This is a genomic window from Streptomyces sp. SAS_270 (assembly GCF_052543295.1).
Genome location: NZ_JBMNDS010000004.1, coordinates 186,720 through 202,468, shown reverse-complemented (window position 1 = coordinate 202,468; position 15,749 = coordinate 186,720). Strand labels below are relative to the sequence as shown.

The 15,749-nt window shown below is 69.3% G+C and carries 16 protein-coding genes; 6 read left to right on the top strand and 10 right to left on the bottom strand.

All coding sequences use genetic code 11. The annotated features are described in order from the left end of the window. Nucleotides 1–78 precede the first annotated feature (78 nt). Nucleotides 79–555, top strand: coding sequence for an ATP-binding protein (locus tag ACN6LB_RS04820; RefSeq protein ID WP_445024695.1), 477 nt, complete (start codon nt 79–81; stop codon nt 553–555). Between the two features lie 242 nt (nt 556–797). Here ACN6LB_RS04820 and argS read toward each other — a convergent pair whose 3' ends face one another. Beyond that, nucleotides 798–2,570 (bottom strand): arginine--tRNA ligase, encoded by a 1,773-nt coding sequence (argS, locus tag ACN6LB_RS04815; protein WP_445024719.1) that lies wholly within the window; start codon nt 2,568–2,570, stop codon nt 798–800. Nucleotides 2,571–2,717: 147 nt separating this feature from the next. Here argS and lysS point away from each other — a divergent pair, with 147 nt between their 5' ends. Further along, nucleotides 2,718–4,463 (top strand): lysine--tRNA ligase, encoded by a 1,746-nt coding sequence (gene lysS / locus ACN6LB_RS04810; protein WP_445024694.1) that lies wholly within the window; start codon nt 2,718–2,720, stop codon nt 4,461–4,463. A 68-nt stretch (nt 4,464–4,531) separates the two neighbouring features. Here the strand turns inward: lysS and ACN6LB_RS04805 are convergent, their stop codons facing one another. The 3 genes from ACN6LB_RS04805 to ACN6LB_RS04795 form a co-directional block, all read right to left on the bottom strand. After that, nucleotides 4,532–5,788, bottom strand: a complete 1,257-nt coding sequence (locus ACN6LB_RS04805) for a DUF2637 domain-containing protein (protein ID WP_445024718.1) — start codon at nt 5,786–5,788, stop codon at nt 4,532–4,534. A gap of 176 nt (nt 5,789–5,964) precedes the next feature. After that, a complete protein-coding gene (locus ACN6LB_RS04800) occupies nt 5,965–6,843 on the bottom strand; it encodes a DUF3558 family protein (protein WP_445024693.1) in 879 nt (292 codons plus the stop codon). A gap of 157 nt (nt 6,844–7,000) precedes the next feature. Next, entirely contained in the window at nt 7,001–7,828 is an 828-nt protein-coding gene (locus ACN6LB_RS04795) for a DUF3558 domain-containing protein (protein ID WP_445024692.1), read from the bottom strand. A gap of 204 nt (nt 7,829–8,032) precedes the next feature. On the opposite strand from ACN6LB_RS04795, the gene ACN6LB_RS04790 reads away from it, so the two are divergent. Further along, nucleotides 8,033–9,226: an RtcB family protein gene (locus ACN6LB_RS04790; protein ID WP_445024691.1), complete on the top strand. Its 1,194-nt coding sequence runs from the start codon at nt 8,033–8,035 to the stop codon at nt 9,224–9,226. 43 nt (nt 9,227–9,269) lie between these two features. Here ACN6LB_RS04790 and ACN6LB_RS04785 read toward each other — a convergent pair whose 3' ends face one another. The 5 genes from ACN6LB_RS04785 to ACN6LB_RS04765 all read right to left on the bottom strand — a co-directional run bounded on the left by ACN6LB_RS04785 (nt 9,270) and on the right by ACN6LB_RS04765 (nt 13,055). After that, entirely contained in the window at nt 9,270–10,142 is an 873-nt protein-coding gene (locus ACN6LB_RS04785; RefSeq protein ID WP_445024690.1) for a hypothetical protein, read from the bottom strand. Between the two features lie 144 nt (nt 10,143–10,286). Then, a complete protein-coding gene (locus ACN6LB_RS04780) occupies nt 10,287–11,555 on the bottom strand; it encodes a GNAT family N-acetyltransferase (RefSeq protein WP_445024689.1) in 1,269 nt (422 codons plus the stop codon). 42 nt (nt 11,556–11,597) lie between these two features. Next, nucleotides 11,598–11,768: a hypothetical protein gene (locus ACN6LB_RS04775; RefSeq protein WP_445024688.1), complete on the bottom strand. Its 171-nt coding sequence runs from the start codon at nt 11,766–11,768 to the stop codon at nt 11,598–11,600. Next, a complete protein-coding gene (locus ACN6LB_RS04770) occupies nt 11,768–12,547 on the bottom strand; it encodes an SDR family NAD(P)-dependent oxidoreductase (RefSeq protein ID WP_445024687.1) in 780 nt (259 codons plus the stop codon). Before ACN6LB_RS04770 ends, ACN6LB_RS04775 begins: the two co-directional genes overlap by 1 nt. 169 nt (nt 12,548–12,716) lie before the next feature. Continuing rightward, nucleotides 12,717–13,055, bottom strand: coding sequence for a YnfA family protein (locus tag ACN6LB_RS04765; protein ID WP_445024686.1), 339 nt, complete (start codon nt 13,053–13,055; stop codon nt 12,717–12,719). Nucleotides 13,056–13,175: 120 nt separating this feature from the next. On the opposite strand from ACN6LB_RS04765, the gene ACN6LB_RS04760 reads away from it, so the two are divergent. Further along, the gene (locus ACN6LB_RS04760; protein WP_445024685.1) at nt 13,176–13,661 is read left to right on the top strand and encodes a hypothetical protein; all 486 of its coding nucleotides are present in this window, start codon (nt 13,176–13,178) and stop codon (nt 13,659–13,661) included. 119 nt (nt 13,662–13,780) lie between these two features. Beyond that, complete coding sequence (locus ACN6LB_RS04755) at nt 13,781–14,293, top strand: MarR family winged helix-turn-helix transcriptional regulator (protein WP_356133747.1); 513 nt, start codon at nt 13,781–13,783, stop codon at nt 14,291–14,293. On the opposite strand, the gene ACN6LB_RS04750 is transcribed toward ACN6LB_RS04755, so the two are convergent. Beyond that, nucleotides 14,266–14,673, bottom strand: a complete 408-nt coding sequence (locus tag ACN6LB_RS04750) for a winged helix-turn-helix transcriptional regulator (RefSeq protein WP_356133745.1) — start codon at nt 14,671–14,673, stop codon at nt 14,266–14,268. The two genes, ACN6LB_RS04755 and ACN6LB_RS04750, sit on opposite strands and share 28 nt — an antisense overlap. A gap of 165 nt (nt 14,674–14,838) precedes the next feature. Here ACN6LB_RS04750 and ACN6LB_RS04745 point away from each other — a divergent pair, with 165 nt between their 5' ends. Next, the gene (locus tag ACN6LB_RS04745) at nt 14,839–15,729 is read left to right on the top strand and encodes an NADP-dependent oxidoreductase (protein WP_356133743.1); all 891 of its coding nucleotides are present in this window, start codon (nt 14,839–14,841) and stop codon (nt 15,727–15,729) included. Nucleotides 15,730–15,749 lie beyond the last annotated feature (20 nt).

Sequence of the window (15,749 nt, the reverse complement as noted above, 5' to 3'; positions counted from 1 at the left end):
GTGCCGATTGCGCACGGCATGCCACCGCCGGGTCGACGTGGAGAAGAGCGAACCGAACTACGCCCCCAAGGAGGCGACATGGTCACCGTATCCCCGCCGCACACCTGGTCGTACGCCCTTCACCTGCCCCACGATCCCCGCGCCCCGCGGATCGCCCGCAAGACGCTGCGCGCTGTGCTCCCGGCGTACGGGCTGAGCGAACTCCTCGACTCCGCCGAGCTGTTGACGTCCGAGCTGGTCACCAACGCCTACCTGCACACCCCCGGCCCCGCCGCCCTCCGCCTGCGCGCGCTCGGCGGCGAAGACGCCCCCGGCGTACGGGTCAGCGTGTGGGACACCGACCCGCACATCCCGGAACCGTTCGACAAGCCTCCTGGCCGCCGCGGTCCCCTGAGCCCGGTGCCGGACCTGGCCGAGCGCGGGCGCGGGCTGATCCTCGTACGACAGTGGGCGGACAGCTGGGGTGCCTTCCCGCTCGGGGACGACCTCTTCGGGCGGGGCGGGAAGCTGCTGTGGTTCGAGCTGGGGGCCGCGAGCGGTCGCGGTTCGCGGTGAGCGGGGCGTTCGAAGAGCTCCTCCGCATCGTCGAGGGACTGGACACACCTGATGGCTACAAGGCCGAGCTCATCCGGGGGAAACCGGTCATGTCACCGTCGACGTTGACACTGCGGTCCCTCAGGCCGCTGAGGTCGCTGCGGCTGCTAGGAAGCGGGGGTGGGCGAGTAGAGGAGACGCAAGAGCCCCGCACTCCGGGGGATCCCGGGGTGCGGGGCTCTTGCGTCCTGCCCGAGGTCAGGTCAGAGCCGCTCAGGCGTCCTGATGCCCAGCAGGGCCATGCCCTGGTGGAGTGTGCGGGCCGTGAGGTCGACGAGGAACAGGCGGTTCTCGACGACCTCCGCCGGGTTGTCGTCGCTCAGCACCTGGCACTTGTCGTAGAACGCGGTCAGGAGCGACGCCAGCTGGTACAGGTACGCGGCCAGCTTGTGCGGCTCGTAGCCCGCCGCGACCTCGGCGAGCGTCTCGCCGAAGCGGTCCAGGTGCAGGCCCAACTCGCGCTCCGCGGCGTGGAGTTCGAGCTCCGGGTGGGCGAGGGGGCGGGCCTCGCCGGCCTTGCGCAGGATCGACTGGATACGGGCGTACGCGTACTGGAGGTACACCGACGTGTCGCCGTTCAGCGAGACCATCTGGTCCAGGTCGAACTTGTAGTCCCGGACCGCGGACGTCGAAAGGTCCGCGTACTTGACCGCGCCGATGCCGACGTATCGGCCGTTCTCGACGATCTCCTGCTCGCTCAGGCCCATCTTCTCGGCCTTCTCCCGCACCACGGCGGTGGCGCGCTGGACCGCCTCGTCGAGGAGGTCCTCCAGCTTCACCGTCGTGCCCTCACGCGTCTTGAACGGCTTGCCGTCCTTGCCCAGCACCGTGCCGAACGCCAGCTGCGCGGCCTTCACGTCGTCGTCGTTCAGCCAGCCGATCCGCCGCGCCGTCTCGAAGACCATCTTGAAGTGCAGTGACTGGCGGGCGTCGACCACGTACAGCAGTGTGGACGCCTTCAGGTTGAAGACACGGTCACGGATCGCGGACAGGTCCGTCGCCGCGTAGCCGTAGCCACCGTCGGACTTCTTCACGATCAGCGGGGTCGGGTTGCCGTCCGGGCCCTTCACGTCGTCGAAGAACACGCACAGCGCGCCCTCCGAACGGACCGCGACACCCGACTCCTCCAGGAGGCGGCACGTCTCGTCCAGCATGTCGTTGTAACCCGACTCGCCGACCACGTCCGGGTCCCGGATCTCCATGTCCAGCTTCTCGAAGACCGAGTAGAAGTAGATCTTCGACTCGTCCACGAACTTCTGCCACATGGCAAGCGTCTCCGGCTCACCCGCCTGGAGATCCACCACCCGGCGCCGCGCCCGCGTCTTGAACTCCTCGTCGGAGTCGAAGACCGCCCGCGAGGCCTTGTACAGCCGGTTGAGGCTCGACATGGCCTCCTCGCCGGAGACCTCGCCGCCCTCGTGGTCCAGCTCGTGCGGGTGCTCGATCAGGTACTGGATGAGCATGCCGAACTGAGTGCCCCAGTCGCCGATGTGATGGCGCCGGACCACCGACTCGCCGGTGAACTCCAGGATCTGCACGACCGCGTCACCGATCACCGCGGACCGCAGATGACCGACGTGCATCTCCTTAGCCACGTTCGGCTGCGCGTAGTCGATCACCGTCGTGCCCGGGTTCTGGGCGAAGGGCACGCCCAGACGGTCGCTGTCCGCATACCGCGCGGCCAGGTTCTCCGTGATCGCCCGGTCCGTGACGGTGACGTTCAGGAAGCCCGGCCCCGAGACCTCGACCTCCTTGATCAGCTCACCGGAGTCGATCCGCTCCACGACCTGCGTCGCCAGCTCCCGCGGGTTCGCCTTCGCCTTCTTCGCGAGCGCCAGGATCCCGTTGGCCTGGAAGTCGGCCCGGTCGCTTCGTCGCAGCAGCGGGTCGGCGGAGCCGGCCTCCGGCAGGGCTGCCGAGAGGGCGTCCGCGAGGCGCTGGTGGACGGAAGCGGTGAGGGACGTGACCGAGGCCATGAAGTGGCTGCCGTTCTGCTCGGGTTCCGGAAGTTCCTGCATCTACGAAAACCGAGTATCCCATGCGGTGAAAAGCCGTTTTCGCGGTTCGCGTCCGAGCTGGGAGAATGGTGCCGTCAGCCGTACTGGCGTATGAGGAAGAAGGACGTGCCGATCGTGGGCCAGAGCACCGAGACCACCGACTGGGTCTCCCGTTTCGCGGATGAGGTCATCGAGGAGTCGGAGCGTCGCGCACCTGGCAAACCCGTCGTCGTCGCGTCCGGCCTCTCCCCCTCCGGTCCGATCCACCTGGGCAACCTCCGCGAGGTCATGACCCCGCACCTGGTCGCCGACGAGATCCGCCGCCGCGGGCACACCGTGCGCCACCTCATCTCCTGGGACGACTACGACCGCTACCGCAAGGTCCCGGCCGGTATCCCCGGCATCGACGGCACCTGGGCCGAGCACATCGGCAAGCCGCTCACCTCCGTGCCCGCGCCCGCCGGATCGGCGTACCCGAACTGGGCCGAGCACTTCAAGGCCGCGATGGTCACCTCGCTGGCCGAGCTCGGCGTGGAGTTCGACGGCATCAGCCAGACCGCGCAGTACACCTCGGGCGTCTACCGCGAGCAGGTCCTGTTCGCCATGAAGCACCGCGGCGACATCGACGCGATCCTCGACCAGTACCGCACCAAGAAGGCCCCCGCCAAGAAGCAGCAGGGCCAGAAGCCGGTCGACGAGGCCGAACTGGAGGCCGCCGAGGGCTCCGGCGCCGCCGCCGAGGACGACGGCAGCGGATCGGCCGCCGGGTACTTCCCGTACAAGCCCTACTGCGGCCAGTGCGAGAAGGACCTGACGACCGTCACGTCCTACGACGACGACACCACCGAGCTGACGTACGTCTGCACGGCCTGCGCCTTCACCGAGACCGTCCGGCTGAGCGAGTTCAACCGCGGCAAGCTCGTCTGGAAGGTCGACTGGCCCATGCGCTGGGCCTACGAAGGCGTCGTCTTCGAGCCGAGCGGCGTCGACCACTCCTCGCCCGGATCGAGCTTCCAGGTCGGCGGTCAGATCGTCGGCATCTTCGGCGGCAAGCAGCCCATCGGTCCCATGTACGCCTTCGTCGGCATCAGCGGCATGGCCAAGATGTCGTCGTCCCGGGGCGGAGTGCCCACCGCGGCCGACGCCCTCCAGATCATGGAACCGCAGCTGCTGCGCTGGCTCTACGCCCGCCGCCGCCCCAACCAGAGCTTCAAGATCGCCTTCGACCAGGAGATCCAGCGGCTCTACGACGAGTGGGACAAGCTCGGCGCCAAGGTCGCCGACGGCTCCGCGCTGCCCGCGGACGCCGCCGCCCACGCCCGCGCCGTCGGCACCGCCGCCGGGGAACTCCCCAGGACCCCCCGCCCCATGGCGTACCGCACACTCGCCTCCGTCGCCGACATCACCGCCGGCGCCGAGGACCAGACCCTGCGCATCCTCAGCGAGCTGGACCCCGCCAACCCGCTGTCCTCTCTCGACGAGGTCCGGCCGCGCCTCGACAAGGCCGAGGCCTGGATCAACACCCAGGTCCCCGCCGACCAGCGCACCGTCGTCCGCGCCGAACCCGACACCGAGCTCCTGAAGTCCCTCGACGACGAGGGCCGCGCCTCCCTGCGCCTGCTGCTCGACGGCCTCGACACCCACTGGTCCCTGGACGGCCTGACCCACCTCGTCTACGGCGTCCCCAAGGTCCAGGCCGGCTTCTCCGCCGACGCAGGCCCCAAGGAGCTCCCGCCGGAGATCAAGGTCGCCCAGCGCACCTTCTTCGCCCTCCTCTACCACCTGCTCGTCAGCCGCGACACCGGCCCGCGCCTGCCCACCCTGCTCCTCGCGGTGGGCCAGGACCGGGTGAGGAAGCTGCTCGGCGCGTAGGACCCGCGACACACGGAAGGGGCGCCCGGTGATCACCGGGCCCCCCTTCCGTCGTCAGCCGGGCCGACCTACGCGATGTGGTCCTCTTCCAGCTCCGCGTTGTGACGGCTGGAGAAGCGATTCACCATCCGCTTCGCATCCTCCGCGGGAAGGCTGGTGCCGAACTCCGCCTCGACATTGCCGATGAGCTCACGCGGCGTCGGATAGCTGCCGTTTATCGACTGCTTGAAGACCTGGTAGTAGGCCTCCTCGTCCGGCTCCGGAGCCGCCGGGGCCCCACCGCCCTCACCCAGCTGCCGGGTGCGCTCACCGGCGCCCGTCGGGATCGGAAACGTGCCCGTCTCCTCCGCGGAGGGCTCACCCGCAGGGACCTGGTGCTGCTCGTCGTACCACTGCCACGCCTCCTGCTCCGGCGAGTACGACGGGTCGTGCGGAGCCTCGAACGAAGGGTCGTAGCCGCCCTCGTAGACGACGTCCTGCCGGGGCGGCGGGAACCAGGGGTTCTCCTCCTGCGTGGGCTCCTCGGCGGTGCGCCCGTGCTCCGGATCCGGAGAGGCCAGCTGACGCTGCTCCTGCGGCGCGGGGGCGGCCTGGAGCGGCACCGGCGCGGGAGTCGGCTCCGGCTCCGGTACGGGCACGGGCGCCGGCGGCAGCAGCGCGGGCTCGATGCCCGCCGCGGCCAGGCCCGAGGGCGCCGTCTGCGCCAGGGGGACGCCGTAGCGGGCCAGCCGCAGCGGCATCAGGGACTCCACCGGGGCCTTGCGGCGCCAGGCGCGGCCGAAACGGGAGTGCAGGCGGGCCTGGTAGACGAGACGGTCCTGCTCCAGCTTGATGACCTGCTCGTAGGAACGCAGTTCCCACAGCTTCATCCGGCGCCAGAGAAGGAACGTCGGGATCGGGGAGAGCAGCCAGCGTGTGAGCCGGACGCCCTCCATGTGCTTGTCGGCCGTGATGTCCGCGATCCGCCCGATCGCGTGCCGCGCCGCCTCGACCGAGACGACGAACAGCACCGGGATCACCGCGTGCATGCCCACGCCCAGCGGGTCCGGCCAGGCCGCCGCGCCGTTGAACGCGATCGTCGCCGCCGTCAGCAGCCACGCCGTCTGGCGCAGCAGCGGGAACGGGATCCGGATCCACGTCAGGAGCAGATCGAGTGCGAGCAGGACGCAGATACCCGCGTCGATGCCGATCGGGAAGACGTACGAGAAGTTCCCGAAACCCTTCTTCAGGGCCAGCGCGCGGACGGCCGCGTACGACCCCGCGAAGCCGATACCGGCGATCACGACCGCACCGGAGACGACCACGCCGATGAGTATCCGGTGCATCCGTGTCAGCTGAAGTGGCCCGGCCACCTGTACTCCCCTCCCCTTACATGCTGTTGCGCGCAACAGAGTGGCACATGTGTGCGGCGCACGGGCGGGCGGTACGGCGAGAGCCCGGCCACCACGGCGGCCGGGCTCCTGCAAAAGGCTTGGCTGAGCTGCGAGTTGGGGCGCAGACGTCAGCTCTTCTTCGTCGCCGACTTCGACGGGGACGCCGACTTCGAAGCCGACTTCGACGGAGACGCCGACTTCGACGGAGCGGCGCTCTTGGAGGGCGAGGCGCTCGCCTGGCCGCCACTGCCACCGCCGTCACCGTTGGCGGCGGCCACCGCGGCGACCGCCTCCTTGGCGGCCTTCTCCGCGGCCTTCGCCAGGTCGTCCGCGCTCGGCGCCTTGTCGCCGGCGAGACCGGCACCGTTGTAGTCCAGCGTCACGACGACGTTCTCGACGCGGGCCACGACCGTCTGCTGCTTGAAGGTGCCTTCCTTCTTCTTCAGGTCGTAGCGCACCGCCGTCGCCTCGTCGCCCGTCCCGGCCACCGGCTGCGACCTGGTGCCCTTCGCACCGGTCACCGCCTGCGCGTCCTTGACCTGCTTCTCGTAGTACGTCTGCGCGAGCTTGTCGCCCTCACCGCGCGAGGCGTCCGAGTCGAAGCGCAGCAGCGACACGTTCAGCCAGCGGAACTGGGAACCCTTCACGCCCTTGTTGTCGAGGCTGTTCCAGGAGCAGCTGCTGCGATCGTCCGTATCACCCGACTTGCCCTCCTTGGCGGACTTGACCCCCTTCGGGACCAGTTCGCCCAGAGTCTTCTTCGACAGCACCGCACACGGCTCGGGCAGCTTCGCGTACGCCGCCGCCTTCACGGCGTTCGCCGAACCGCTCGCGGACGACGACGCACCGGAACTCGCGGACGCCTTGCCCTGGTCGCCGGAGTCGGACCCTGAACCGGAGTCCGAGGAGCAGCCGGCGACGAGGAGCAGCGCCGGGACGGCGGCCGCGCCGACAAGGAGGCGGTTGAATCGCTGTACTCGCTGGGCACGCTGTGCGGGTCGGTACATGGTTCCTTCACTCATGGCACTCAGGGCGCTCGGGGGTCGCTCACATGTGGATCATGCGAGACGGTCGGGTCCGAGGGGCCACGGTACGCGGTGAGAGAGGAGTGCGGTCCTGAATCGGAGGGTTCGCGGGAGACCGCCGACCACCCCGCCCGGCCCCTCAGCCGTTGAACGTCTCCGCGAGCTTCTGCGCCAGATTCTCCGCCCTGTCCTGCAGTTCCTTGCTGTCCGGAGCCTCGGCGGAAGCGGTCGGCTGCTCGTCGTACTCGATCGTCACGATCACGTTGGACGTGCGGAACACCACAGTCACCGTGCGCTGCTGAGCCGTCGAACCCGACGCACTGAGCTTGTCGTTCAGGAACGCCTCGTCGCCCAGACCGTCGAGGGTGCGGGGCTGGAGGGCGGCAGGCGTCTCACTCGCGCTCGCGGTGCCGGAGGGGGCGGCTGCGTCGGCACTCCCGCCGTCCGCGGATGCGGATCCCGAAGGGGAGCCCGTGGAGTCGGTCGAGTCGCTTGAGCCGGTGGAGCCCGCGGCGGGCTCGGGAAGGTCCGCCGCCGTCTCCTTGGTCGCGTAGACCTCCTCGGCCTTGCTGTCGTCGCTGACCGCGTTGTCGTACGACACCACGCGCTCGAAGTCGACCAGGAGGTGATCGGTCGCGGAGGTGGACTCCACCTTCCAGCGGCAGCCCACCCGCCGGTCCGTGTCGTACGTGGGCGTGGCCTCGCCCTCGTACTCCTTCTCGCGCTGCTCCTCGTCGGCGATCTGCCCGATGCCGGGCAGCAGCGTGTCGAGCGTGTCGTGGCTCACCGCGCCGCAGGGCTCCGGAAGCGTGCGGTACTTGCCCGGCTGCGCCGCGGGCGCCGTCGTGGTGGAACCGCCCGCCTTCGAGTCGTCCGGTTGCTCCCCGCTCCCCGAACCGCCGGTGCAGCCGGCCAGCACCACCGCGAGGAGCGCGGCGACGCCGGATACAAACGCCTTCCGCTGCACGGTCAGGCTCCTCTCGACGGGGTCGGGGCGTCGCTTCGACAACGAAGCCCGCTGGTTATTCGCTTGCCGCACGGGGGCGGCCCCTGGAGACAATGTGTATCGCACGCACGGCCGTGGACGCCGGTCCGTTGTCCCAAACGTCGATCTTGGCGCCGGTTTTGCGATTTAAGACTTCTGTTGCTTTTTCGGGGGAATGAGGACGAAATGTCATACGTAGAGGTGCCGGGCGCGAAGGTCCCCATCCGCATGTGGGCCGACCCCGCGTCGGTCGAGGACGTGGCTCTGCGCCAGCTCCAGAACGTCGCCACCCTGCCCTGGATCAAGGGCCTCGCCGTGATGCCGGACGTGCATTACGGGAAGGGCGCCACGGTCGGCTCCGTCATCGCCATGCAGGGCGCGGTGTGCCCGGCGGCGGTGGGGGTCGACATCGGGTGCGGGATGTCCGCCGTCAAGACATCGCTCACTGCGAATGACCTGCCGGGGGATCTGTCGCGACTTCGGTCGAAGATTGAGGAGGCGATTCCTGTGGGGCGGGGGATGCATGAATCCCCGGTCGAGCCGGGGCGGTTCCATGGGATGGCTACGGCGGGGTGGGATGGGTTTTGGGGGCGGTTCGACGGGGTTGCTGAGGCGGTGAAGTTCCGTGAGGAGCGGGCCACCAAGCAGATGGGAACGCTCGGAGGAGGCAACCACATGATCGAACTGTGTCTGGATCAGACAAATTCGGTCTGGTTGATGCTGCACTCCGGTTCCCGGAACATCGGTAAGGAGCTGGCCGAACACCACATCGGCGTTGCTCAGAAGCTCCCGCACAACCAAGGCCTGGTTGATCGCGACCTTGCGGTGTTCGTCTCGGACACTCCGCAAATGGCGGCGTACCGAAACGATCTCTACTGGGCGCAGGAGTACGCCAAGTACAACCGCTCGATCATGATGGCGCTTCTGAAGGACGTGATCCGCAGGGAGTTCAAGAAGGCGAAGCCCGCCTTCGAGCCTGAGGTGTCCTGCCACCACAATTATGTTTCGGAGGAGCGGTACGAAGGGATGGACCTGCTGGTCACGCGCAAGGGTGCAATCAGTGCTAGGGCCGGAGAGTTCGGCATCATCCCAGGCTCGATGGGCACCAGCTCGTACATCGTGAAGGGTCTCGGCAATGAGAAGGCCTTCAACTCGGCTTCGCACGGGGCTGGTCGGCGTATGAGCCGTAATGCCGCGAAGCGTCATTTCTCGGTGCGGGATCTGGAGGAGCAGACGCGGGGTGTGGAGTGCCGCAAGGACTCCGGCGTGCTCGACGAGATTCCGGGTGCCTACAAGAACATCGACCAGGTGATGGAGCAGCAGCGCGATCTCGTTGAGGTCGTGGCGAAGTTGAAGCAGTTCATCTGTGTGAAGGGTTGACGGGCGAGATCCCCGGCGGGGGCCGGGGATCTCGCTCAGCTTGTCATCGATCGGTCGGCATCGGGACCTGCCCGGTCCGCAGGCGCCAGAGCCGGATGTAGCAGCTCTTCTCGGTTCGGCCGAGTTCCTTGGCTGACGCCGTGTCGTTGTTCAACCTCAGCAGTACGCGGTCCTCCCAGCCGTTCCAGCGGCGGCGGTCGGGAGCGACCCTCATGTCTGCCGGGCGGATCCAAGCGCCCAGGGAGTCGGCCGACGTCTGCTTACGCTTTAGAGACAGGCAGTCCTTGTAGTAGAGGTGGGCTGCCAACTCCTGGGCGTTCTCCTTCGTGTAGAGGATGTTGTAGATGCCGTCGCGGGCGTTGCGCTTCAGGGTGCGCTCGGCTCCAGTGATCTTCCCGGCGTAGAAGCACAGGTAGGCGCCGATGGCTGTGCTCTGCGTGGTGAGAGAAATGAACGGGTAACCCTGGCCCGTGTAGCCCACCGAGCCGTCGGCGTCGATGACGCCGCGGAGGTAGTCGCGGGGTGCGAACTGCCCGCGTGGCGGGGCAATCTCTTTGGACTTGCGGCCGTAGGGCAAGCCGAGGCCGTTGAGCAGGGTCCTGGCTTCAAGAGAGCAGAGGGTCCAGATTGCCGAATGGGCGGTCTCGACAAAGTTCGTGGACCGGGTGCGCTCTCTGATGCTGCTGTTGTACGGCGTCAGCTTCTGGAACTCGCGGAGGAGCTCGATGTCCCGCGCGTGGATCTCGACAGTCAGACGCCCTCGCTGCCTCGACTGCTGAGCAAGGTGTCCGTCGGCCTGCAAGAAGCCGAACATGTAGGAGTAGTTGGGGTCTTTCAGGTCCATGAACCACGTCGTGTCGACGCCGAGGGCTACGTCCAGCGTGAATTGGTGCGCGCTAGGCTCGCGTTCAGCCACAGGGAAGTCTGCCTTCCTTGATGGTCAGGCCCTCGGTCGGGACGGCTATCCCGGCCGAGGGCCGTCGTTTTTGATGTTGTGGCGCGAGCCTAGATCGCGAGTTCGGGTGGGGTATGGGTGATCTATCCGGTTCACCCGTGTGGGTTACTTGAGCCGCTTCTCCAGGAGCGTCACCGCGTACGGGCTGCCCTGACGGCCGTCCTTCATGGGCTGTTCGCCTACGACCTTGTAGCCCGCGCCCTCGTAGTACGCGCGCAGGTGCGGGTTGGTGGAGATGCAGTCCAGGCGGGAGAGGGTGCGGTCGGAGGCGGTGATGCGGTGTTCCGCTTCGGTGAGCATGCGGCGGCCCGTGCCCGGCGGGGCTGTGGTGTGGTCGGTCATCAGGCGGTGGATGTAGGCGGCTGTGGGGGGTTGGGGGCCCCAGGCGGCCGGGTCGCTCCACCAGAGTTCCCAGGCGCCGACGACGGTCGTGCCGAGGTGTGCCAGCCAGACCTCGCCCTCCTGGATGCGGGTGCGGAAGTGGGTCTCGTCCAGCTGGCCCGGCGTCCACTGGGCGATGTCGGGGGCGGTCCGCTGCTGCCAGCGGGCCGCTTCGTCGCGGAGGCGGACCAGGGTGGCGAGGTCGTTCTCGTCGGCCTTGCGGAACGTCAACTCGGGCTCGGGGGACGGCTGTTCGAGGAGGTTCGCGCGAAGGGTCCGGGGCAGTGAGTCGTCCAGGCCCAGGGTCTCCGTGACATACCTCTGGACCGAGCCGTAGCGGGTTCGCAGGTCCGCCAGGAACAGGGCCATGATCTCCGCGGGGGCCTTGCCGTAGCCTGGCCAGGTCAGTTCGCTGTCCGGGTGCGCCGCCTGCCAGTCGGCGACCAGGCGGGCCGTGGCCAGCTCCGTGAGGGTGAAGTCCTCGATGATCGTCTGCTCGGGGACACCGAGGAGCGAAAGGACCAGCGCGGCCAGCAGGCCCGTGCGGTCCTTGCCGGAGGCGCAGTGGAAGACCAGGGGGGCCTCCGACTCGCCCGCTTCGGCTATCAGCTTCAGCGCCTCGCGGATCTCCTTGGTGCCGTCCTCCGCCACCTCCGCGAAGCGGGCCGCCAGGTAGGGGCTGGGGTCCACGTCCGGGGTCAGCGCCGCCTGGTCGTAGGGGCGGTGCTCGATGCTGAGGTTGCGGTACGTGAAGGACGGGTGCTCGGGGACGCGGCCCCTCGCCTCGATCTCCCAGGGATAGCGCAGGTCGATGACCGTGCGGACGCCGAGGGAGAGGAAGGCGTCCCAGTCCGCGGTGTCCTCGGCCAGCTTGCCGAGCCCGTCCGAGCGGAACAGACGGCCCCAGCGGACCGTCCGGCCGTCGTCTGTCGTGTATCCGCCCAGGTCGCGGAAGTTGTGCAGCCGATCGAAGGGTATGTGTCGTCTGTTCACGGACAGGAACCCTATGCGGCTCGCGACGAGGGCACTGTGCGGCTACTTCGCGTGCATGACCGCGTAGATCATCACGAACGCCACGATGTGGATGCCGAAGAGGAAGTACGCGAGGTAGTACCAGACGATGCGTTCGTTCTTCTTCTCCTGAACCAGGCGGCGCTGCTCCGGGGAGGCGGTGTCGGCCGGCTCGGGGACGGGCTCTTCGGGCATCACAGCTCCCGGTGGACCTTCGTGTTCGACGCCTGGGCGCGGGGGCGCACGACGAGGAGGTCGATGTTGACGTGGCTGGGGCGGGTGACGGCCCAGGTGATGGTGTCGGCGACGTCGTCGGCGGAGAGGGGCTCGGCGACGCCCGCGTACACCTTCGCCGCCTTCTCGGTGTCGCCGCCGAAGCGGGTCAGCGCGAACTCGTCGGTCCTGACCATGCCGGGGGCGACCTCGATGACCCGCACCGGAGTGCCGACGATCTCCAGGCGCAGCGTCTCGGCGAGGACGTGCTCGGCGTGCTTGGCGGCCACGTAGCCACCGCCGCCCTCGTACGTGCCGTGGCCGGCGGTGGAGGACAGGACGACGATCGTGCCGTCGCCGCTCGCGGTGAGGGCGGGCAGCAGGGCCTGGGTGACGTTGAGGGTGCCGATGACGTTGGTCTCGTACATCTGGCGCCAGTCGGCCGGGTCGCCGGTCGCGATCGTGTCGGCGCCGAGTGCGCCGCCCGCGTTGTTCACCAGGACGCCGATGGTCTTGAAGGCGGAGGCGAACTCGTCGACGGCCGTGCGGTCCGTGACGTCGAGGGTGTAGGCCGCCGCCTGGTGGCCCGCCGCGTTGATCTCCTCCGCGAGGGCCTCGATGCGGTCCTTGCGGCGCGCGGTCAGCACGACGCGGTATCCGGCCGCGGCGAGCTGCCGGGCCGTCGCCGCGCCGATTCCGCTGCTCGCGCCGGTGACGACGGCGATGCGGGAGGGGGCTGCGGGCACGGCGGGGGCGGTCATGAGCTGCTCCTCGGGCATATGTGCGGGTATCGCGGGTGTACGGCGCGCGGGACACGGCGTACGGGGATCCCGGCCAGGATAGGCGGGCCGCGCAGGTCGGCGTCGAACGGTCCGGGGTGCGGGCGAGGGGGCGGAAGGTCGGCCGGAGGGCGGGCCGGGGCTTGGGCGGTCAGTTGCCGCCGCGGGGCGCGTACATGATCACGGCCATCCCCGCGAGGCAGATCAGCGCGCCCGTCACGTCCCAGCGGTCGGGGCGGTAGCCGTCCGCGACCATGCCCCAGGCGATCGAGCCGGCGACGAAGACCCCGCCGTACGCGGCGAGGATGCGGCCGAACTCGCCGTCCGGCTGGAGCGTGGCGACGAAGCCGTACACGCCCAGTGCCATCACGCCGGCGCCGATCCAGAGCCGGCCGCGGTGTTCGCGTACGCCCTGCCAGACCAGCCAGGCGCCGCCGATCTCGAAGAGCGCGGCGACGACGAAGAGCGCGGCGGAGCGGGCGATGAGCATGCGGTCACTGTGGCATGCGGGGAGGGCGGGTTCGTCCGTCACCTGATGGACGGCGCCTGGCAGCGGCCGGAGGTGGGATAGATCAGATGAACCGGTGATCTATGTGAAGGAAACGACGTCATGCGGATTCTGAGTGTGCGCGGAGTTCTCGGCGCGGTGGGTGCGGTGGGTGCGGGCGTGGTGCTGGCGGTGGGGGCCGTCTCGCCCGCCGCGGCCCTGGACCCCGAGGCCGATCTCGCCTATCACGGGGCTGTCTCCATGGACGCCGGGCAGGTCGATCTCCGGCTGACGCCGCAGAACCACGGCCCGAGCGCCGTGGCCGACGCGACGGTGCGGCTGCGCTGGTCGCGGCCGCTCGCGGTCCGGCAGGAGTTGCCGCAGGGGTGCGCGCGGTCGGGGGTGCGGACGGTGGTGTGCCGGACGGGGGCGCTGGCGGCGGACGGGCTGGGGGAGGAGATCAGGCTGCGGGTACGGCTGCGGGAGGTGCCCTCGGAGGTGACGCTGCGGATCGACACGCTGTGGAGCGGCGGTGCGGTGGACCGCAACCACGTGAACGACCGGCAGCAGGTCCTGGCGCTGGACACCGGGGACTCGTACGTGTTCTAGGGCCGCGTCCGTGATGTGGTGCCGCGCCGGTGGGCTTCGTACGTCTGCGTCGTACGCTTTCTGCACGGCGCAGCGAAACAGGGCACCGAAGACGAAGGCGAAGACGAGAGGGCGTGGGCATGGCCGCGACAGCGCGTGAGGGGCTTCTGGGCGAGCTGGCCACGGTGTCGCGTCGCTACATGGCGTCGTATGCCTTGTTCAACCAGGCCCTCGCCGACCATCTGAGGCTGCATCCGACGGATCTGCAGTGCCTGAACCTGCTCGGGCTGGAGGAAGGGCCGGTGACGACCGGCCGGATCGCGGAGCTGACCGGGCTGACGACGGGGTCGGCGACCCGGCTCGTGGACCGGCTGGAGAAGGCGGGGTACGTCGTCCGGGAGCGGGACGCCGTCGACCGGCGCCGGGTGCTGGTGGCGACCGTGCCGGAGAAGGTCGCCGAGTTCGGGCGGATGTGGGACCGGCTGGGCGGTGGCTGGTTCGCGCTCTTCGACGAGGTGGACGACACCGAACTCGCCCTGATCATCGGCCATATGCGCCGCACGGTCGACTTCAGCGCGGCGCAGGTCGCCCGGTTGCGGGGCGGGGAACTCGACGAACCCGGGGTTCAGGCGGCGGCCGAGTCGGAGTCGTAGCGCTCCCGGGCTTCGTTGACCTGCTCGATGTGGCCCTCGGCCCAGTCCTTCACGGCGCTGAGCAGGCAGGTCAGGCTGGTGCCGAGCGAGGTGAGTTCGTAGTCGACGCGGACGGGCACGGACGGGGTGACGGTGCGGGAGACGAGGCCGTCGCGTTCGAGTGAACGCAGGGTCTGCGTCAGCATCTTGGGGCTGACGCCGGCGATCTTGCGGCCGAGGTCGCTGTAGCGCATCGGCCCGTCGGCGAGGGCGCTGACGACGAGGCTGACCCACTTGTCGCTGATGCGGTCGAGGAGCTGGTTGGTGGGGCAGCCCTTGATGAACGCGTCGTACTCGATGCGTGCCTGTTCGCGCCGCTGGGCCGCTGTCGTCGTCGCCATGGTGCACCTCTCGGTATCGGTTCGCCCGGGAAGGGGTCCCGGCTCACTTCTGGGTGACCTACGCACCTTCAGGTGCCTACTTACCAAGAGATAGTAGCTCTTCTTAAGGTTGTCGCAGCAGGGAGGGAAACCTGCACAAACCACCTTGTAATGGGGAGAGTTGACATGCGTGCTGTGACAGTGGAGTCCTTCGGCGGGCCCGAGGCAGTGCAGATCACCGAGGTCGCGGTGCCGGAGCCGGCCGCCCGGCAGGTCCGGATCAAGGTGGCCGCCGCCGCGCTCAACCCGGTGGACGCGGGTGTGCGCTCGGGCGTCTTCGGGGGCGCGGGCAAGCGGCTCGGGCTGGGCTGGGACGTGGCCGGGACGGTCGACGCGGTGGGCGTGGCGACCGGGTGGAGCGTAGGCGACGAGGTGGTGGCGCTGGTGTACGGCACCGCCAAGTCCCTTGGCACGCACGCCGATTACGTGGTCGTGGACACGGACGCGGTGGCCAAGGCGCCCGCCTCGGCCGACGCGGTGCACGCGGCGACCCTGCCCCTGAACGCCCTCACCGCCTCCCAGGCCCTGGACCTGCTGGCGCTGGAGCCGGGCCGGCACCTGCTGGTGACCGGCGCGGCGGGCGCGGTCGGCGGCTACGCGGTCCAACTCGCCGCTCACCGGGGGATATCCGTGACCGCTCTGGCCCGCGAGGACGACGAGGAGCTCGTACGGTCGCTGGGCGCGGCCCACGTCGTGTCGGGCGCCGTCGAGCCGGGCAGCGTGGACGCGGTGCTCGACGCGGCGATCCTCGGCGAGGCGGCGCTGGAGTGGGTGCGCGACGGCGGCGCTTTCTCCGGTGTCATCCCGGGAGCGCAGCCGGCGTCCGTGCGGGGTGTGCGCACGGACGCCGTGGAGGTGAGCCCCGACGGGGCGCGCCTGGCGGAGCTGGCGGCGCTCGTCGACGAGGGGGTGCTGACGCTGCGGGTGGCCGAGACGTACGCGCTGGACGAGGTGGCCAAGGCGCACGCCCGGCTGGCGGAGGGCGGCCTGCGGGGGCGTCTGGTGCTCGTGCCCTGAGTGCCCTGAGTGCCATGAGC